Source organism: Micromonospora sp. DT228, from assembly GCF_049841595.1.
GTDB lineage: Bacteria > Actinomycetota > Actinomycetes > Mycobacteriales > Micromonosporaceae > Micromonospora.
Genome location: NZ_JBNCKO010000004.1, coordinates 117,130 through 137,463 on the forward strand (window position 1 = coordinate 117,130; position 20,334 = coordinate 137,463).

Sequence of the window (20,334 nt, forward strand, 5' to 3'; positions counted from 1 at the left end):
AAACCGCCCGAAGACACGAAACTGCCTGTAGCAAGGACAAAGGGCGTTAAACCCCTTCTGCCGTACGCGGCGGAAGCGGTCGCAGACGGGTCAGGGAGCCAGCACATGTCGCAGGAGACCGAGCACACGGAGCACGCGGACCGCTCGACACGGCGGGCCCGGGCCCGCCGCCGCACCGCGGGCTTCCTCGCCACCGACACCACCGCCTGGGTCAGCGGCTTCGCCGCGGCCGTCTGGGCCCGGTTCGAGTTTGACCTCCCGGCGGGCCAACTGGGCCGGGCCGCGGCGATCGGCCTGCTCGCCGCGGTCGTGCACGTGGGCGTGGCGGCGGTCCGCCGGCTCTACTCCGGACGACACCCGCTGGGCAGCCTGCAGGAGGTCCAGGGCGTCGCCGGCACCGCCATCTCGACGGCGACCATCGTGCTGCTCGGCCTGCTGTCCTCCGGTGAACGGCCGGTGCCGGCGAGCACCCCGCTGGTCGGCGGCGCCCTCGCCCTGCTGCTGATGCTCGGCGCCCGGTTCGCGTACCGGCACCGCCGGGACCTCTCCATGCGCCCCGACGTGCGGTCGTCGACGCCTGTGCTGCTGTTCGGGATGGGCAACGCCGGGCAGGAACTGCTGCGGGCGATGGTCGGCGACCCGCGCGGCCGGTACCTGCCGGTGGGCGCCCTCGACGACGATCCGGACAAGCGCGACCTGCGCATCCGGCGGGTACGGGTGCTGGGCGGGCGGGACGACGTCGATGCCGCGGTCCGCCGGACCGGCGCGAAGGCGGTCATCTTCTCGGTGGCCAACGCCGACGCGGCGCTGATCCGCCAGATCCGCGAGGCCACGCTCACCGCGGGGGCGGTGTTCAAGGTGCTGCCCCCCGTGCGGGACCTGGTCGACCACCGGATCACCGTCACCGACGTCCGGGACGTGCAGATCGGCGATCTGCTCGGCCGCCGCCAGGTGATCGGTGACCTTCCGCTGAACACGAACAGCCTGACCGGGCGGCGGGTCCTGGTCACCGGCGCCGGCGGGTCGATCGGCTCGGAACTCTGCCGGCAGGTGATGAAGGCCGACCCGGGTGAGCTGATGATGCTGGACCGCGACGAGTCGGCCCTGCACGGCCTGCAGATGTCGCTCGCCGGCCGAGCCCTGCTGGACAGCCCCGAGCTGATCCTCGCCGACCTGCGCGACGACGAGGGTCTCCGCCGGATCATCCGGGATCGCCGTCCGGAGATCATCCTGCACGCGGCGGCGCTCAAGCACCTGACCCTGTTGCAGCGGCACCCCGGCGAGGCGGTCAAGACGAACGTGTGGGGCACCCTGTCGGTGCTGGACGCCTGCCAGGACGTGGCCAAGTTCGTCAACATCTCCACCGACAAGGCGGCCGACCCGATCAGCGTGCTCGGGTACTCCAAGCGGATCACCGAGCGACTGACCGCGCACGCCGCGTCCCGGTTCCCGGGGACCTTCCTCAGCGTCCGGTTCGGCAACGTGCTCAGCAGCCGCGGCTCGGTGGTGACGGCCTTCCAGCGACAGATCGAGGACGCCAAGCCGCTGACCGTCACCCACCCGGACGTCACCCGCTACCTGATGACCGTCCAGGAGGCGGTCCACCTGGTGCTCCAGGCCGCCGAGATCGGCCGGGACGGGGAGGCGCTGGTGCTGGACATGGGTGAGCCGGTCCGCATCGCCGACCTGGCCCGGCAGATGGCCGAGCAGGCGTCCAGCCGGGTGCCGATCGTCTACACCGGCCTGCGTCCCGGCGAGAAGCTGCACGAGGACCTGTTCGGCGCCGGCGAGGTCGACACCCGGCCGTTCCACCCGCTGGTGTCCCACGTGGCCGTGCCGGGGCTCGACCCGATGGAGGTGAGCGGGCTCGACCCGTACGACGACGCGGCGAAGATCGCCGAGCACCTGGCGCTGCTCTGCGCCCAGCCGATCGACCCGACGGTGGGCGGCCCGGTGGGCGTACCCCTGCAGTCCCGGTGACCGGCGGGCGCGGACGGTGGCCGGGAGCCGCACCCAAATCCCCGCACCGGCAGTTATGACCGTGAGGAACCCCAACGCGAGGCCGCGTCGCGGCAGCCGCCTCCCTCCGGCGTTCGCCGCAGACCGACAGGACCGAGAGATGCGGACCCGGGACGGCAGGTCTCAGCGGTACGAGCCGCTGCACGCCGCACCGCCAAGGTCGCGCCGGGCCGTCCAGACGTTGGAGCCACACGCGTCGGTCGAGGCCACTCCCCCCGCCCCGAGGCGCGGTCGTCGACTGCTGTCCTGGATCGCCACCGCCGCGCTGAGCCGGGTGGTAAGCGCTCTCGTGCCACTCGTCCTCCTCCCCGTGACCCTGTCCTATCTGGGCACCGACCTGTACGGACTGTGGGCCGCGGTGCTGGCCGTCACCGGGATGGTGGCCTTCGCGGACCTGGGCGTCGGTCTCGGGCTCATGACGAGGCTCGCGCCCTGTCGGGTGGACGGCGACTCGGACGCGGCCCGGCGGTACGTCTCCAGCGCCTACGCGGCGGTCTGCGGGGTGGCGCTGCCGACGTGTGGCCTGCTCTGGCTGTTCGGCGGGTTCATCCCGTGGCCGCTGCTCTTCAACGCGACCGGGGCGGCGGCGCGCGACGCCCACCTCGTCGCCCTGGTGTGCCTGACCGCGTTCCTGCTCAACATCCCGCTGTCGCTCATCGCCCGCGTCCAGTACGCGTATCAGCAGGTGGCGGCCAGCAATGTCTGGCAGGCGACGGCAAGCGCGCTCTCCCTCCCACTCGCGCTCGGCGCGGTGTACGCGAAGCTGCCCCCGATCGCGGTGATCGCCAGCATCGCGATCGGCCCGTTGCTCGTCAACATCGTCAACACGGTCTGGACGTTCGGCTGGCGCCTGCCGCAGCTGAGGCCCCGGCCGAGATACGTCGACGGCCGGGGGGTCCGGGAGCTGTTCGGCCTGGGCGGCCTCTTCTTCCTGGTCACGCTGATCATGGTCCTGGCGGACAATGCCGACCCACTGCTCATCGCACACGTGCTGGGTCTCGCCAGTGTCACCGCGTACGCGGTGCCGGCCCGACTGTTCAACCAGCTCGGCGCGCTCGTGACACTTGTCAACCAACCCTTGTGGCCGATGCACGGTGAGGCCCTGGCGCGTGGCGACCTCGACTGGATCCGCCGAACCGTGCGCCGGATGACGATCGTGTCGACGCTCATCGCGGTCGGGCCGTCGACGATCCTGGTGCTGTTCGGCGAGCAACTCCTCGCCGCCTGGCTGCCGATCTCGATCGGAAACCGGTCACTCCTGTTGGGCCTCGCCTGCTGGTGGATCGTGCTGGCCGCGATCTCGCCCCGGTTCATGGTGCAGAACGCGGCCGGAGTCGTCCGCCCCCAGTTGTGCGGCTATCTGCTGTACCTACCACTGTCAATTGTCGGAAAACTGCTCGGAGTGCACTGGTGGGGAGTGGCCGCGGCGCCTTACGTCGCCGTTGTCGTCTACACCGTGACTGTTGTCCCGGCGGCCATTGTCGGCTACCGGCGGGCGCTGAGAATACGGACCACATGAGAGAGGCGGACGCACCGATGGTGTTGGACGAGGAATTTCCGCGGGTGCTGGTGGTGAGCCACACGCCCTTCAGCCGGGTCAGCGGCACCGCCATGACCCTGTCGAACCTCTTCTCCGGCTGGCCCAGGGACCGCCTCGCCCAGGTGCACACCGGAAACATTCCGCCGACCACGGACGTGTGCGAGAACTTCTTCCACTTCCCGCCCCGAGACCACTACCTGCCGATCCAGTACTACGCCATGCGGATGTCGGGCTGGAACGGTCGCACGCCCCTGCAACAGAGCCGGCCGATCGCCGCCGTACACGCCGCGGCGGAGAGCCGTCCCACCATGGCCAAGATCTACGCACAACTGCGCGCGACGGCCGACCTCAGCCCGATCCGCGTCCCCCCGGCGCTGATCGAGTGGATGCGTGGTTTCCGGCCGGACGTCGTCTACTCGATGCTCGGCAGCGTACGGCTGACGAGGATCACGGCGCTCGCGGCGCGTACCTGTGGCGTCCCGGTCGTGCCGCACTTCACCGACGACTGGCCGGCGACCCTGTACGACAACGGTGAGCTGTTCGGTCGGGCCGACCGCTCCGTCCAGGAGACGATCGCGAGGCTCATCCGCCTGGCCCCGCTGGGCATGGTCATCAGTCAGCCGATGGCCCAGGAGTACACCCGGCGCTACGGCGTCCCGTTCAGCGCGTTCGCCAACTGCGTCGACGAGACCTTCTTCGCCCCGCCCCGCCGCGAGGCGGAGCAGCGGGGAACGACCGAGCTGGTCTACGTCGGCGCCCTGCACCTCAACCGCTGGGAGTCGCTGCGCGACATCGGCGCCGCGCTGGACGGCCTGGCCGCGGCCGGTCTGCCCGTCCGGCTGACCATCCACGCGCCGGAGCAGGACCTCACCCGGTACGCGCGCCACTTCGCCCCCCTGGCGCGGGTGCGGCTCGGGCCGTCGCTGAGCAGCGACGAGGTGCCCGCCGCGCTGCACGGCGCGGACGTCCTCGTCCACATCGAGTCCTTCGACGAGGAGATCCGCCGCTACACCCGCTACTCGGTCTCGACGAAGATCCCCCAGTACCTCGCCTCGGGCCGTCCGATCCTCGGCTACGGGCCGGCCGAGGTGGCGTCGATGCACCACATCCAGGAGGCCGACGCGGGCCTGATCGTCGGCACCGACGACACCGCGGCGCTGGTCCGGGGCCTGACCGACCTCTGCCGGGACGCGGCCCTGCGGGAGCGGCTCGCCCGCAACGGGACCGCCTTCGCACGGCGGGAGCACGCCAAGGAGAACGTGGCCGCGCGGTTCGCCGCCACGCTGGGCTCGGCGGCGCGCACCGGATCCTCCACCGCCGGGGCCGCCGGCCGGCAACTGACCTAGGAGCGAGTCGAGGTGCTGCGATGAGACGTACCCGATGGGTCGCCTGTGTGGGTCCGTTCCTGTTTCCGTGGGGTGAGGCGGGGTCCCGACGGGTCTACGGCCTGGTGGCGTCGTTGGCCGCCGCCGGTTACGACGTGGTGGTCGCCAGCGGTGGGTCGGAGCCGGTCACCCGCACGGCGCTGCCGGGCGTCGACGGACCGGGCTCGGTCTCCCACCTCGGTCTCGCGGAGCGGCCGTCGCCGGAGGCGGGGCCGCTGGGCAGTTCGGTGCAGACGCTTGTGCGCTGGGGTCAGCGGACGGCCCGGTGGCTCGACGCCCAGCCGACCAAGCCGTCGCACGTGCTGGTGCACGGCGGTCAGGCCCAGTACATGTTCCACCTCCAGCGCTGGTGTCGCCGGCACCGGGTGCCGCTGATCGTCGACGTCGTCGACTGGTTCAACGGACGCCACGTCCGCGGCGGCTACCTCGGCCCGCTGCACGTCAGCATGAAGCTGGCGCTGCGCCACTACTACCCGCGGTGCGACGGCATCATCGTGATCAGCTCCTACCTGGAAGACCACTACCGCGGCAGCGGTAGACCCATCCTGCGGGTGCCGCCCACTCTCGACGTCAAGAGCCTGACGCCGGAGGCCCGGCAGACCGCGGGCGACTCGCCTCCGCTCACGCTCGCCTACGCGGGCAATCCGCACGGGAACAAGAAGGATCTCCTGGGCACCGTCATCGAGGCGGTGGGCAACGTCCAGCGCGACGGCGCGAGTGTCGAGCTGCGCGTCTACGGCCCGACGCGGGACGAGGTGGGCCGCCTCTTCGGCGGTCGGCCGCTGCCGGACGGTGTGCGGTGCCTGGGTCGGCTACCGCAGGCCGAGGTGTCGACCGCCCTCCAGGGCGCGGATTTCACAGTCCTCGTCCGCAGGCCGGAGCGGGCGGCGGACGCGGGCTTCTCGACGAAGTTCTGCGAGAGTCTCGCCAGCGGCACACCGGTGATCGCCAACCTCACCAGCGACCTGGGCAGATACCTGCGCCCCCACCGTGAGGGCCTGGTCTGCCGGGACCACTCGGTCACCGAGGTCACCGGGGCGTTCCGCGCGGCGGCGGGGCTCAGCCCCGCACAGCGCAGCGACATGCGCCAGGCCGCGCGCAGCCAGGCGCTCGAATCGTTCGACTACCGGGCGTACGCGGAGCCGCTCGGCAGGTTCTTCCGACAGTGGGGCTGACGTTCGCCGAAGAGCGACTGCATGACGTGCAGGGCCAGGAGCGTGGCCATCCCGACGATGGACTCCGGTGCCATCCCGAGCTGGTTGTTCGCCGGCACGTAGATGATGAGAATGCACAGCTGCGCGAAGATCAACGACGGGACCACCCGACGGGACGACGCCGCCGCGCGCCACGAGCCGGCGAAGAGCCACCCGACCAACCCCATGAACAGCGCCGCGCCGGGGAAGGTGAGGTCCGAGGCGAGCCAGGGGTAGATGGTGGCCCAGTACATCCGCGCCGGCCATCCCGTCTCGTTCTCCGTCCGGTCGGGGAAGCTGGGATGTTCGCTGAGGTCCACGTCGAGGGTCTGCTCGGCGAAGATCGCGGCGGACGGCGCGCTGCCGAGACCACGGGACCACTCGAAGGGCACCTGGAGGTTGTAGGACAACCCGAGGTAGCCGTGCGTCGGATAGCCGATCATCGCGGCGATGCCCTCGGCCATCGTTTTACCCAGGACACGTTCCACCGAGGGGTTCACGTGCACCACGTCACCCGTGGTGCCGAACTCGGCCGCCCGCGTCGCGTGATTGTGGATCATGTAGGTGGCCAGGAGCACGAACGCCCCGACGACGAGCAGGAGCGCCCGACGCCGGCGCGAGTAGGTCCGCGGCCGGTGCCGGGCCGACGCCCACGCGACCAACATCCCGGCCGCGAGCATGATGACGACGTCGCCGAGCCCCTTCATCGTGCCGATGAACAGGTAGAACGCGATGTGCGTCGCCGTCGCGGCCACGCCTGCGAGGCGCAGCCAACCGGGGAGAGCGCGCCAGTGCACCGCGAGCAACGGTACGAGGGCCACGCTGAGGACGCCGAGGGGAAACAGGGCGGTCATCCACGGGCTCGTGCTGCCGACCCCCTGCTGGTAGACGTCGAACTTGTTGACGTAGCCGGTGGCGGGCGCCTGGATGTTCGCCCAGACGCTGCTGGGGCCGGTGGCGCCGAACTGGGTCAGCCGCGTCAGGCTCACGACGACGTAGTAGACCGCACTGGCCAGGACCAGTTGACGCACCAGCCGGACGCGGCCGACGGAGTGTGTCGCTGCGGCTACCGTGGGCGGACGGCGGGCCATCTGCGCCACGTATCCCCCGGCGAACAGCGCTGTCGCCACGAGCACGAAGGCGGAGAGCTGGTACGGGTTCCGGACGTCGTGGGCAAGTCTCGTCGTCCAGAACGTGCCGAACGTGCCGAGCATCCACACCAGCGCCAGCGCCAACGGCAGCCAGGTGACCGTGCGACCGGCAGGTGCCGGGCGGGCCATCGGCGGGCGTACGCGCTGCTCGGGTCGCGGTGCGGCGGCCGGGAGCTGCCAGCCGCCGACCGGCGAGCGGTGTCGGCCGTCACTGACTCTGTCGACGGCGGTCACCGAGGACCACTCCCGGCGCAACGGCCGACCCTGGGCGGTCGCGAGTCGACCCGGACGGCATTCCGAGATGGCACTCGCCGGCCCTCCACACTGTTGAGCACCCGCCGACCCACGGTACGAAGGGCGCGGCACGGCACGCTCCGTCGGCGCGGACGGCGCTCCGCCACGCTGCGGGCCAATCGGTTGGCTGTCAGTAGTCACTGAACGAGCCAACGACCGGGTAGTCACCGGGTGATGGCCGCGCCCCAGTCCAGGGCGGTCGCGCCGGCCGGGGGTGCGGTGGCGCGAGCCCGGACCGGACCGGGCGGGCCTGTCAGGCGTCGTCCCGGGTCGTCCACCTTCTGCCGGACGGAGGCGTGGACCGGCAGCATCGACAGCAGGGCGAGGGCCAGCCACGACCCCCGCTCGAACTCCCACACCCCGGTCAGCCAGAGCGGAAAGCCGCCCACCAGGAACAGCCCGGCGACCCGGAGCCCGACCGGGCACCGCGCCGCCCGCCGGGCCAGCACCGCCCCGAACAGGGCGGCCACGCCCACCAAGCCCACCAGCCCCAGGTCCACGGCGACGGCGAGCACGGCGTTGTGCGCTCGGATGCCCAACGGGTTCCACAGCTCGAAGGTTCCCGCGCCGCCGCCCACCCAGAGGGAGTCCCACCAGTACGAGGACGCGTACCGCCACAGCTCGATACGGCTCAGCACGTCGCCGGTCGCCGCCGAGCCGATGACGTCGTCGGTCCACACCAACGCGCTCTGCCCCAGACCGAGCGGCACCGTCACCAGCAGCGTCGGCACCACGGCGACCGCGGCCACCCAGGTCACCCGGGGGTTGAGTTCGCTGAGCAGCGCGTACGCCACCACGAGCAGCAGGGCGACCAGGGCGCCCTTGGTCCGGTTCAGGAAGATCCCGGACGCCAGCACCGGCAACGCGGTGGTCAGAGCGATGGTGACGAGCCGGCGTTGACCGCGGATCTTCAACAGGCCCAACGCCAGGACGAACGCGGTGACGCTCGAGTAGGCCGTGAAGTTGATGTTGGTGCCCTCGATGCCGAAGCGCACCGCCATGTCCATCGCGCCGGTCGATCCGCCGGCCGCGCGCGCCTCGATGATCAGGCGCCACGCGGCGATGGCACACCCCACGATGTACGAACCCCCGACCGCGAGCAGGTGCCACGGCGTGGTGGCGACGTGCCGGACCGCGACGAACAGGAGAGCGGCCGAGGTGTACGCGAGGGCCACGCTCCGCGTCTGCGCGACGTCGCTGGACCAGACGACGGTGAGCTGCGCCCAGGCGGCGATCGCGACCGCCAGCACATCGGGCAGTCGAGGGCGCGGAAGGCGGCAACGGAGCAGGATCGCCCCGGCGGAGGCCTGCAGGACTGTCAGCCAGACGTTCGCCGTGGACGCCTGGAAGGCCGCGACACACAGCAGCGCGACGGCGAGAGTCGTCATCATCGTCCGCCAGCCGCCCGGTCCGGCGCCGGCCCCGCCTCCGGGACCGGCCCCGCCTCCGAAGCCGCGTCCGCCTCCGAAGCCGGGTCCGCCTCCGAAGCCGCGTCCGGCTCCGACACCGGCCGGCGGCGGCATCGGCGAGCGGAATCCGAGCGGCACCCGGGTTTGCGCTGTCACGACCACTCCTCCTCGTCCCCGCGGCGGCACCCGCCATGTCGCGGGTGGCCATGTCGCCACCGGCGATGTCGTCACTGAAGCGGCACCGGCGGCGTTGGACAGACGTCAGACCGACGACCCGCCCCGACCGGCGCGCGCCCATGCGGCTCACGCACCACCAAACGCGTCCTAAATGCCCGATTTGATGCGCTTGCAGCTTCCTACACCCGTGGTCCTGGTCGGGACGAAACGACGGAATCGCCATTGCCCAGGGGGAAGTCGAAGGTGAAACCCGATCTCCGCGCGATCGCCGTGGACATGCGCGCGCTGGGCCTGTCGGCGCCGCTGCGCGCGGCGTACGAGGCGTCCAAGCGCAGCGGATTCCACGCCGTCCTGTTCCGCGGGCAGGCGCACCGGCACCACGCGTCCGCGCCGGTGCCGCTGACAAGCGTGCTGCCGATCGGCGACGGAGCGCGGCAGCGGTGCCTGGACGACGCCGGCCACGTGCTGAACGACGGGCTCCGGGTCTTCGGCGCCCGGGTGGCGACGGGCGTGTCGGCGCCATGGGGCACCGACCCGCTGACCGGGCGGCAGTGGCCGGCCGACGACCCGTGGTGGCGCATCGACATCCGCTCCGAGGCTCGGCTGTCGGACGTGAAGCACACCTGGGAGGCGGCACGCCACCGCGACCTGGTCGTCCTGGCCCGCGCGGCCCGCCTCGACCCGACCGGCCCGTGGCAGGGCGGCCTCGACGAGCTACTGCGGGCCTGGTGTACGCAGTCCCCGCCGGAACGGGGCGTCAACTGGTACTCCAGCCTCGAACTCGCCCTGCGCGCCATCGCCTGGAACCAGATCCTCGCGCTCGTCGGCGACCGACTACCCGGCGACGTCACGACCGCCATGGAGCGGTTGCTGCTGGCCAGCGCCCGGCACCTGATGGTCGAGCTGCCCTACACGTTGAGCAGCATGCGCAACAACCACCTGCTCGGCGACGCGCTCGGGCTGCTGCTGCTCGCCCGGATGTTCCCCACGGCCCGGCGGGCCCGCTGGTGGGCGCGTACCGGCGAGAGGATGTTCGCGGCTCAGCACCGCCGACACTTCGGCGCCGACGGCCGGATGATCGAGGATTCGGTGTCGTACCACAGGTTCGTCCTCGAAATGCTCATCGTGCGGGTGCTGCTCGGCGGCGCGCCGCCGCGCGTCCGCCGTGATCTGCACGCCGCGAGCCTGCACCTGGCCCGGCTCGGGGTGTTCGACGGGGACGTCCCGCAGTACGGCGACTGGGACGAGGGACGGGTGCTCGCGTCCTCCGGCGACCCGCTCGACGTGGCCGGCTCCGCCGCGCTCGGCCTCGCGCTGTGCGGCGAACGGCTGCCCGCGCGGTGGTACGCCGACTTCGACGAGTTGGCGTGGTACGCGCCCCCGCCCGACCCCGAGGCCACCTCGGAGACGTTCGCCGCGACGATGCGCCCCCGGTCGGCGGCGACCACCTCCGGAGGCATCGCGCGTGTCGACCGGGGGCCGTGGCGCGTGTGGTTCAAGGTGGACGGCGGCCCCTCGCACGGCCACGCCGACCTGACCTCGGTCTGGATCACGCACGACGACAGGTGGCTGATCGCCGACCCGGGCACGGGCACCTACAACGGCCCGCTGGAGGTCCGCAACGGGTTGCGCACCTCCGCCGCCCACCCGGTACGCCGCCCGGACGGGCAGGACCAGCTCGTCCCGCACCGGGCGTTCCGCTGGCTCAACACCGGTCGTGGTCACCTGGGCGCACCGCTCGTCCTGCCGGATCGCACGATCGTCTTCGGGTGGCACGACGCGTACGCGCGCGGTGACCACCCGGTGCGCGTCGGCCGCGCGGTCGTGGTGGCGGAGCAGTACGTGGCGATCGTCGAGTTCGCCGACCCGCCGGCGACCGCCCGGTCCTGGTCGCTCACCGTGCCGCTGCACCCCGACGTCGTCGTGGACGCCGACACGCTCGTCGTCGGCGGGACCAAGCTCGGCCTCGTCGGGCTGGACGGACACCAGGCGGTACGCGGACGGTCGACGCCCTTCGCGGGCTGGCACAGCCGGACGTACGGACGCTGGGAGCCGGCGACGTGGCTGACGGCCGAGAGCCGGGCCGACACCACGGTGTGGGGGCTCGGCGCGATCCCCGGGCCGCCACCCGAGCCGGACGCGCTCGACGGCTTCAGCTATCAGGTGACCTGGAGCGACGCGGGCGCCTCCCTCACCGCCACCCACCTCGGATCAGGGGACGTCCACCACGTGCGAGCACCACGATGACCCCACGCAGAGTCCTCGTCCTCAACCACTTCGCCGTACCGCCGGGCCATCCGGGCGGCACCCGGCACGTCGAGTTGTTCAGTCGACTGCCCGGCTGGACGCACGTGATCATCGCGGGCCGCCGCAACATGATCACCGGTCAGCGGCAACGCGCGGAGCCGGGCTTTCACCTGGTCGCCGTCACGCCGTACCGGGGCAACGGCCTGGGCCGGGTGGTCAACTGGGCCAGCTACGCGGTGACGGCCACGGTGGCCAGCCTGCGGCAGCCCCGACCCGACGTGGTCTACGCCTCGTCGCCACACCTCCTGGCCGGCCTCGCCGGCTGTGTCGTGGCCACGCTCCGGCGCACACCGTTCGTCCTGGAGGTCCGGGACCTGTGGCCCCGCGTGCTCGTCGAGATGGGCACGCTGTCGGAGACGTCGGTGGCGTACCGGGCGTTGCAGCGCCTCGAGGTGTTCCTGTACCGGCGCGCCGACCGCGTGGTGATCATGGCGCCCGGCGTACGGGCGGCGATCGAGGGCAAGGGGGTAGCGCCCGAGAAGATCGCCTTCATTCCCAACGCGGCGGACCCCGAGGACTTCGTACCCAGCCGGCCCCGTGCCGAGTTGCGGCGGCGTTACCGGTTCACCCGTCGGACCGCCGTCTACGCCGGCGCACACGGCCCGGCCAACGGGCTCGACCTGCTGCTGGCCGCCGCCGAGGCGGTACCCGAGATCGACGTCGTGCTGGTGGGCGCGGGGGTGGAGAAGTCACGCCTACAGGCCAAGGCCCTCGGCATCCCCAACGTGCGCTTCCTCGACCCGGTGCCGAAGTCGGAGATCCCCGATCTCCTGCACGCCGCGGACGTCGGCGTGCACGTGCTCGCCGACGTCGAGCTGTTCCGGGCCGGGGTCAGCCCCAACAAGGTGTTCGACTACATGGCCGCCGGGCTGCCGATCGTCACCAACAGCCCGGGGACCGTCGGTGACCTCGTGCTGGGCGCGGACTCCGGGTACGTGACCCCGCCGGGCCACCTCGCCCACGGCCTCGCCCAGATCACCCAGGCGAGCCCGGACGAGCTGGCCAAGATGGGCGCGGCCGGCCGGAGTTGGATCCGGGCGAACCAGTCACGTACGGCGATGGCCCACGCCCTCGGGCGGCTGCTCGCCCCGCTCGTCGACGGCGACCCGCCCCGCTGACCCCGGCGCCCCGGCACTCTCGGCAGCGCCGGCGCCGGGCGCGGCGGGTCACGAGGTGGCGCGGCGGGTCACGAGGTGGCGCCGGCTCGCACGCTCGCCACGTCTGCCTGGGTGGGCAGCCGCGACGGGTGATCCTCCTGGATGCCCGCCAGGGCGGCGATCGCGGACAGGGCGGCCCTCGTCGTGCCGAAGGACGCGTCCAGCTCCCGGTCGTCGGGCGCGTTGCCGGCGATCACCGCTCGGGTGTGGGCGAGCAGCTCCTGGTGTCCCTTGCCACCGGGTACGCGCTTCACCTCCCGGCCGTCGATCTCCAGGCGTCGAAAGTCGTCGATCACCACGGTGTGCCCGCGACCGAGGACCTCCAGTCGTTCCTTCGGCGTACGCCGGTGCCCCCAGGTGGAGTAGGTGATCGTCGCCGTGGACCCGTCCGGGTATCCGAGCAGGACACTCACGTCCTCCTCCAGGCCCGGCTCGCCGCGACCGCTGCCGTACGCGTGCACGACCCGCGGCTGGTCGCCCACCAGCCACGACGCGAGGTCCATGAAGTGGCACACCTCGCCCCGGATCCGGCCACCCTGGCGTCGGTCGTGGTACCAGTGGGCGGCGGGCAGTTGCCCGGCGTTGACCCGGTAGGCGACGGTTATCGGCCCGGACCCGGCCGCCAGGGCCTGCTTGGCGTGCACGACCATGGGCGCGTGCCGACGGTTGAACCCGACGAACAGGTGACCGGAGTTGCGGTCGTAGGCGGCCCGAACCTCGTCGAGCTCGTCCTGGGTCAGCGCGAGCGGCTTCTCCACGAAGACGTGTTTGCCGGCGTCGAGCGCCTGCGCCACCAGGCGGGCGTGCGAGTCGTGGCGGCTGAGGATGAACACCACGTCGATGTCGTCGCGGACCAGGAGGTCCTCGACTGTCGGCGCCACCACGGCGATGCCGTTGCGCTCGGCCGCGTGCCGCGCGGACAGGCCCTTGGCCGACGTGATGGCGACGAGGTCGTCTCCCCAGCCCGCCGCCTTGAGCGCGGGCAGGAACGTCGCCTTGGCGTAGGTGCCGGCGCCGATCAGGCCACCCCGTGGCGACGTCGAGGTGCGGCGCGGCCGCATGGTGATCGTCTGTCGGGACGGCTGCGCTGGCGCCGAGTAGCTGAGCTGCACCGCGAGCGAGCGCGGGTCGGAGGCCAGCACCTCGTAGGCCGCCGTCGCGCGCTCCACCTCGTAGACATGCGTCACCAGGTCGTCGACCGCGACCCGGCCGTTGGCCACCAGGTCGAGGTAGGCCTCGACGTTGCGCCGTGCCGTCCAGCGCACGTGCCCGATCGGATAGTCGATGCCCCACTCCTCGTAGGACCGATCGTGGCGGCCGGGACCGTAGCTGCGCGCGAACCGGAGATCCAGCTCCCGCTCGTAGAAACGTCGACGGTCGAGGTCCAGACCGACGTCGCCGACCACGACCAGCCGGGCACGGTCGCGGGCGATCTCGGTGCTGCGCGCGACCGGCTCCGACGAGGCCGTCGCCGCCGTGATCAGGACCGCGTCGACGCCTCGGCCACGGGTCAGCTCCATGATCTGCTCGGTGGTCGCCGCACCCGCCTCGACCAGGCCGACCGCACCGCACTCGCCGGCCAACTGCGCGGTCCAGTCGCGCAGGTCGATGCCGATGACGTGCAGACCCGAGGCGAGCGCCAGTCGTACCGTCAGTTGCCCGACCAGGCCGAGACCGACGACCGCGACCGAACCGCCCAGGCCCACCTCGGCCTGTCGCAGGCCCTGCATGGCGATCGCCGCCACCGCGCCGAAGGCGGCCGCCTGGTCGGACACCGACTCCGGTACGGGTACCGCGAGCAGACCCGGCACCGCCTGGTACTCGGCGTGCCCCACCGAGGCGGTGGCCACCCGCATCCCGGGTCGGATGCCGTCCGTGGCGGCGCCTGCGGTGACCACGACACCCGCGGCGCTGTAGCCGAGCGGCATGTCCTCGTCGAGCCGGCTGCGCACCGCGGCGATCGTGGAGCGGACTCCCCCGGTGCGTGCCCGGTTGACGACCTGGCGGACCAGATCCGGCCGGGCTCGTGCCTTGCGCAGCAGGCTCGCCGACGCCAGCTCGCGTACGGCGCGCTCGGTTCCCGCGGAGAGCAGGGACCTGCGCGTGGCGACGAGCACCTCGGTGGAACCGGGCTCCGGCTGGGGAACGTCGACGACGCGCAATTCTCCTCCGGACACCGACTGGACGATCTGCTTCACGCGGGTCTGCCTGCCTTCGGGAAGTAGGAACATCGTTCGCGGGGTCGCCGGCTCGGCAACGCAGACCGCAACGCATCCGTCATTCGACATTCTATGACGATTAGATGCCCTAAACTGGATAACTTGTACTATTGGCGCGCCGCCGTTGATTCGTACCGAATTTTCGAGGAGATCCATGCCAGCCGACACCGTTCTGCACGTCGCGGGTGCACGTCCCAACTTCCCCAAGGCAGCACCGGTGATCCGTGCGCTGGAGCAGCACGGCGTGGCGCAGCGCCTCGTCCACACCGGACAGCACTACGACGAACGGATGTCCGAGGTCTTCTTCCGGCAACTGGGCCTGCCCGAGCCGGACCTCAACCTGGGGGTCGGTTCGGGCAGCCACGCGCGCCAGACCGCGAGCGTCATGACCGGCCTGGAAGAGCTGATGATCGCCGACCGACCGGCCCTGACCGTCGTCTACGGCGACGTCAACTCCGCGCTCGCCGCCGCCCTCGTGGCGTCGAAGCTGGGCATTCCGGTCGCGCACGTGGAGGCGGGGCTGCGCAGCTTCGACCGGTCCATGCCCGAGGAGATCAACCGGATCGTCGTCGACCACGTGTCCGACCTGCTGTTCGCCACCAGCCCCGACGCCGTGTCGCACCTCTCGACCGAGGGCGTCGCGGCGGAGAAGGTCCACCTGGTCGGCAACCCGATGATCGACACTCTGCTGGCCAATCTCCACCGCTTCGACGTCGCCGGCATCCGGGCGGCGCTCTCACTCCCCGAGCGGTACGTGGTGGCCACGCTGCACCGACCGGGCAATGTCGACGATCCGACGGACGTCGTCGACCTGGTCAAGGCGATGCACGCGGTCGCCGACCAACTGCCCGTCATCCTGCCGCTGCACCCGCGCGGCCGGCAGCACCTGGAAGGCGCGGGCCTGCTCTCGCACCGCGCGCTGCGGGTCGTCGCCCCGCTGGGCTACCTCGAGTTCGTCAGCCTGGTACGCGGCGCGGCGGTCGTCGTCACCGACTCCGGCGGGGTGCAGGAGGAGACGACGATGCTCGGCGTGCCCTGCCTGACACTGCGACCCAACACCGAACGCCCGATCACGATCACGCACGGCACCAACCGCCTCGTCACCCGGTCCACGCTCGCCGAGACCGTGGCGAGCACGGTGGCCGCGCAGCGACCCGCCGTCTGGCCCACGCCTCCGCTGTGGGACGGCGCGGCGGGTACGCGCATCGCGGACGTCATCTCGTCGACGCTCCGGTAGCCAATCTCACTCGATCACTGCCGGCACCCGCACCGACACGGTCAGCCACCTCGCGCTCATCGAACTATTGACATCGATAGGGCCACACCGAAGGCTCGCGCCTACAGGTCCTTGACCCAAGGAGGCGCGATGAGACCGAGACGACTGGCGATCGCCGGCGTGCTCACCCTGCTCGGCGCACTGGCACTGACCCCACCCGCCAGCGCGCGGCCGTCGTCCGATCCGGGCACCCGCGACGGCCTGGAGGTGTACGTCGGCACTGTCGACGCGAAACAGCGCGACACACTGCGCGCGGCGGGGGTCGACCTCGGCCACGACGCGAAGACCGACTCCACCGGACAGACCACCGTCGAGACGGTCCTCAGCCGCCGGCAGGCCAAGCGGCTCACCGACCAGGGCGTCCCCCTGTCGGTGAAGAAGGTGCGCGGCAAGGACGCCTCGCAGGCGCTGCGGGAGCAGGCCACGGCCGGCTGGACGGCGTTCCGCCCCTACGGGGAGCCGGGCGGCCTCCGGGACGAGCTGAACGCCACCGCCGCCCGTCATCCCAAGCTGGCCAAGGTGGAGACGCTCGGCCGCAGCCAGCAGGGCCAGCCGATTCTCGCCCTCAAGGTCACCAAGAACGCGCGGACCGTCGAGGACGGTAAGCGTCCGGCGGTGCTCTACGCCGGTGCGCAGCACGCCCGCGAGTGGATCACGCCGGAGATGACCCGCCGGCTGATGCACCACGTGCTGGACAGCTACGGCACCGACCGGGAGATCACCCGCCTGCTGGACACCACCGAGCTGTGGTTCCTGCCGGTCGCCAACCCGGACGGCTACGACCACACCTTCACCCCCGGCAACCGGCTGTGGCGCAAGAACCTGCGGGACAACAACGGCGACGGGCAGATCACCGCGGGTGACGGCGTCGATCTCAACCGCAACTTCAGCTACAAGTGGGGGTACGACAACGAGGGCTCGTCACCGGAGCCCAGCAGCGAGACCTACCGGGGCCCGAGCCCCAACTCGGAGCCGGAGACCAAGGCCCTGGACCGGCTGTTCAAGCGGGTCGGGTTCGAGTTCTTCGTCAACTACCACTCGGCGGCCGAGTTGCTGCTCTACGGCGTCGGCTGGCAGGTGAGCACCCCCACCCCGGACGACGTGATCTACGAGGCGATGGCCGGTGACGACGCGCACCCGGCGGTGCCCGGCTACGACCCGGACATCTCCGCCGAGCTCTACACCACCAACGGTGACACCGACAGCCACGCCACCGTCAAGTACGGCACGTTGGGCTTCACCCCGGAGATGTCCACCTGCGAGGCCGCCTCGGCTGTCGACCCGGATGACCAGTGGCGCCCGGAGGACTGCGTGAGCGGCTTCATCTTCCCCGACGACGAGGCCCTCATCGCCGGTGAGGTGCGCAAGAACCTGCCGTTCGCGCTGTCCGTGGCCCGATCCGCGGCGGACCCGGACGACCCGGTGTCGGTGGTCGGCCGCAGCACCCCGGACTTCGTGGTGGACGCGTTCGACACCTCCTACGGGCGCACCCAGCAGGTCGCCTCGATCACCCGGCGGGCGCTGAAGAACGTCCGGATGCACTACACGGTCAACGGCGGGCGACCGAAGACGGTCGCGGTCCGCGAGTGGCGCGGCGGCGAGCGGTACGGCGACACGCACGACGACTACTACGCCGAGCTGCGCGGCACGGTCACCGGCGCGAAGCCCGGTGACCGGGTGGAGGTCTGGTTCACCGGGAGCAAACCGCGTGCCGGGGTGGTCGCCAGTCAACACTTCACCTACCAGGTGCACAGCGACATCGGCGGCGACGTGCTGGTCCTCGCGATGGAGGACGTCACCGGCCTCAGCCCGACGCAGACCGGCACCACGGCGAAGTACGCCGACGAGGTCGCGGCGTCGCTGACAGCCGCCGGGCGCAGCAGCGACGTGTACGACTTCGACACGATGGGACGCACGGCGCCCCACCCGCTGGGCGTGCTGTCGCACTACAAGGCGGTGGTCTGGGAGACCGGCGACGACGTCATCCTGCGCTCCCCCGGGCAGGTGCCCGGCACCACGGCCAAGGCGGCGCTCAACACCGAACTGGCCGTCCGGGACTACCTCAACGAGGGCGGCAAGCTCCTGATCAGCGGCCAGTACGCGCTCTACGCCCAGGGCGCCAACGGGTCGTACGTCTATCACCCGGACGCGCCGCCCGAGTGCACCGACGCCGAGTCGGACACCTGCCTGCCGCTGTTGAACGACTTCCAGCAGTACTGGCTGGGCGCGTACACCTACGTCAGCGACGGCGGCACCGCCCCGGAGGGGGGACCGTACCCGGTCGCCGGGACCGACGGGGCGTTCGCCGGCTTCAGCGGGCAGCTCAACGCGCCCGGGTCGGCGCAGAACCAGGAGCACGGCGCGTCGTTCCTGACCACGTCGGGCTTCCTGCCGCCGGACGAGTTCCCCCAGTTCGCCAGCTCCGCGCCGGTGGGCTGGACCCGGCCGAGCGGCGCGCCGTTCGATCCGCGTACCGGCGAGTGGTACCTGCACAGCGGGCAGAGCGACGAGTCGTACAAGCGGCTCACCCGCACGGTGGACCTGACCGGGGCGAGCAGTGGTGAGTTGCGCTTCTTCACCTCCTACGACACCGAGCAGGACTGGGACTTCCTCTTCGTCGAGGCCCACGAGGTGGGCACCGACAACTGGACGACCCTGCCGGACGCCAACGGCAAGACCAGCACGGCCACCGGGGAGAGTTGCCTCGGCAACTGGGACGATCTGCACCCGTTCCTCGCCCACTACCAGGGTGCGGACTGCTCGCCCACCGGGACCACCGGCAGCTGGAACGCGGCGTCCGGCGCCTCCGGCGGCTGGAAGGAGTGGGTGGCGGACCTGTCCGGTTACGCAGGTAAGCAGGTCGAGGTGTCGATCACGTACGCCTCGGACTGGGCCACGCAGGGTCTCGGCGTCTTCGTGGACGACGCCCGGGTGCTCGTCGACGGGTCGGCCGTGGCGGAGACCTCGTTCGAGTCGGCCGACCTGGGCGGCTGGGCGGTGGCCGGGCCACCGGCCGGGTCCGGTGGCAACGCCACCGACTGGTCGCGCAGCCAGCGGGCGTTCGAGGAGGGCTCGGTGGTGGTCACCGGCGACACCGTCTACCTGGGCTTCGGGCTGGAGGGCCTGGCCCCGGCGGCCCGCGACGACCTGGTTGCCCGCTCGCTGCGACACCTCACCGGTCGACCCCGACCCTGACGGCGGCGAGGTGCGCCGGCTGCCTCCGGGCCGCCGGCGCACCTTCGCGGTACGCGGGGTGCGGCCACCGCGAATGTGGTGAGCTGTACGGGTGTCGGGGCTGGGACTTGTGCTGCACCCCACCCGGGATGTCACCGAGGTGGTCGGGATCATCGAACGGTGGGCGACGCGCCACCACAAGACGCTGATGGTGCGCGAGGAGGACCAGCACCGCGTACCGTCCTGCGTCGAACCGGTGCCGGCCGACGAGGTCGCCATCCGCGCCAACGCGCTGATCAGCATCGGCGGCGACGGCACCATGCTGGGCGCGCTGCGCTCCGCCATCCGCGACCCGAAGCCGGTGCTCGGCGTACACCTGGGTCATCTGGGGTTCCTCGTCGAGATCGAGCCGCCGGAGCTGCCCGACGCGCTGAGTCGGCTGCTGTCGAAGGACTTCACCGTCGAGTCGCACGCCTGCCTCGCGTGCGACGTGTGCGGTGACGACGTCGTGGCGTTCAACGACATCGCGCTGGTCCGCCAGCCCGGCTCCGGCTTCGTCAGCGTCACCCTCGGCATCGACGGCCAGCAGTACGGCTACTACCGCAGCGACGCCGTGGTGGTCAGCACCCCGATCGGCTCGACGGCGTACAGCTACGCGGCCGGCGGCCCACTGATCTCCCCCGCCGCGGACTCGGTGGTGATCACGCCGTCGGCGCCGATGGCCGGCATCTCCCGGTCGGTGGTGCTCTCGCCGGACGAGAAGATCCGGTTGGAACTCCGGCCCGACTCGTCGCCGGTCGTGGTGGAGATGGACGGGCTGGTGTTCCGCGACGCGGCCACGGAGGGGACGGTGGACATCACGTACCGCCGCAACGCCGGCCTGGTGGTCCGCTTCGACCCGCTGCGCTACCAGGAACGCAACCAGCTGAAGATGACACTGCTCGACCTGCCGTTCCTGCCGGAGCAGCTCCGCGAGCTGCTCCCCGAAGAACTCCGACGAAGAGCCCAACAACAAATCCCCCCACCCTGCTGA

The 20,334-nt window shown here is 71.5% G+C and carries 12 protein-coding genes; 9 read left to right on the forward strand and 3 right to left on the reverse strand.

Going from position 1 to position 20,334, the window contains the following annotated elements; translation table 11 throughout:
* Positions 1-105: 105 nt before the first annotated feature.
* The 4 genes from ACLQ29_RS10070 to ACLQ29_RS10085 all read left to right on the forward strand — a co-directional run bounded on the left by ACLQ29_RS10070 (position 106) and on the right by ACLQ29_RS10085 (position 6,119).
* Positions 106-1,980 (forward strand): polysaccharide biosynthesis protein, encoded by a 1,875-nt coding sequence (locus tag ACLQ29_RS10070; protein WP_425771352.1) that lies wholly within the window; start codon positions 106-108, stop codon positions 1,978-1,980.
* 139 nt (positions 1,981-2,119) lie between these two features.
* Complete coding sequence (locus ACLQ29_RS10075; RefSeq protein ID WP_425771353.1) at positions 2,120-3,538, forward strand: lipopolysaccharide biosynthesis protein; 1,419 nt, start codon at positions 2,120-2,122, stop codon at positions 3,536-3,538.
* On the forward strand, positions 3,535-4,905 hold the full coding sequence (locus ACLQ29_RS10080; RefSeq protein ID WP_425771354.1) for a glycosyltransferase family protein: 1,371 nt from the start codon (positions 3,535-3,537) through the stop codon (positions 4,903-4,905). The genes ACLQ29_RS10075 and ACLQ29_RS10080 overlap by 4 nt, the downstream gene beginning before the upstream one ends.
* Positions 4,906-4,925: 20 nt before the next feature.
* Complete coding sequence (locus ACLQ29_RS10085; protein ID WP_425771355.1) at positions 4,926-6,119, forward strand: glycosyltransferase family protein; 1,194 nt, start codon at positions 4,926-4,928, stop codon at positions 6,117-6,119.
* Here the strand turns inward: ACLQ29_RS10085 and ACLQ29_RS10090 are convergent.
* Positions 6,068-7,522 carry a hypothetical protein gene (locus ACLQ29_RS10090; RefSeq protein ID WP_425771356.1) on the reverse strand — a complete coding sequence of 485 codons (1,455 nt, stop codon included), beginning with the start codon at positions 7,520-7,522 and terminating at the stop codon, positions 6,068-6,070. The genes ACLQ29_RS10085 and ACLQ29_RS10090 overlap by 52 nt on opposite strands.
* A 224-nt stretch (positions 7,523-7,746) precedes the next feature.
* The gene (locus ACLQ29_RS10095) at positions 7,747-8,973 is read right to left on the reverse strand and encodes an O-antigen ligase family protein (protein WP_425771357.1); all 1,227 of its coding nucleotides are present in this window, start codon (positions 8,971-8,973) and stop codon (positions 7,747-7,749) included.
* 438 nt (positions 8,974-9,411) lie between these two features.
* On the opposite strand from ACLQ29_RS10095, the gene ACLQ29_RS10100 reads away from it, so the two are divergent.
* Positions 9,412-11,415: a heparinase II/III domain-containing protein gene (locus tag ACLQ29_RS10100; protein ID WP_425771358.1), complete on the forward strand. Its 2,004-nt coding sequence runs from the start codon at positions 9,412-9,414 to the stop codon at positions 11,413-11,415.
* Positions 11,412-12,593 carry a glycosyltransferase family 4 protein gene (locus tag ACLQ29_RS10105; RefSeq protein ID WP_425771359.1) on the forward strand — a complete coding sequence of 394 codons (1,182 nt, stop codon included), beginning with the start codon at positions 11,412-11,414 and terminating at the stop codon, positions 12,591-12,593. The genes ACLQ29_RS10100 and ACLQ29_RS10105 overlap by 4 nt, the downstream gene beginning before the upstream one ends.
* A 68-nt stretch (positions 12,594-12,661) precedes the next feature.
* Here ACLQ29_RS10105 and ACLQ29_RS10110 read toward each other — a convergent pair whose 3' ends face one another.
* Positions 12,662-14,830 carry a bi-domain-containing oxidoreductase gene (locus tag ACLQ29_RS10110; RefSeq protein ID WP_425771360.1) on the reverse strand — a complete coding sequence of 723 codons (2,169 nt, stop codon included), beginning with the start codon at positions 14,828-14,830 and terminating at the stop codon, positions 12,662-12,664.
* Between the two features lie 175 nt (positions 14,831-15,005).
* Here ACLQ29_RS10110 and wecB point away from each other — a divergent pair, with 175 nt between their 5' ends.
* From wecB to ACLQ29_RS10125, 3 genes are all read left to right on the forward strand, one after another.
* Positions 15,006-16,088 carry a non-hydrolyzing UDP-N-acetylglucosamine 2-epimerase gene (gene wecB, locus ACLQ29_RS10115; protein ID WP_425771361.1) on the forward strand — a complete coding sequence of 361 codons (1,083 nt, stop codon included), beginning with the start codon at positions 15,006-15,008 and terminating at the stop codon, positions 16,086-16,088.
* A 129-nt stretch (positions 16,089-16,217) separates the two neighbouring features.
* Positions 16,218-19,322 (forward strand): M14 family zinc carboxypeptidase, encoded by a 3,105-nt coding sequence (locus tag ACLQ29_RS10120; protein WP_425771362.1) that lies wholly within the window; start codon positions 16,218-16,220, stop codon positions 19,320-19,322.
* A 100-nt stretch (positions 19,323-19,422) separates the two neighbouring features.
* The gene (locus ACLQ29_RS10125) at positions 19,423-20,334 is read left to right on the forward strand and encodes an NAD(+)/NADH kinase (protein ID WP_393367959.1); all 912 of its coding nucleotides are present in this window, start codon (positions 19,423-19,425) and stop codon (positions 20,332-20,334) included.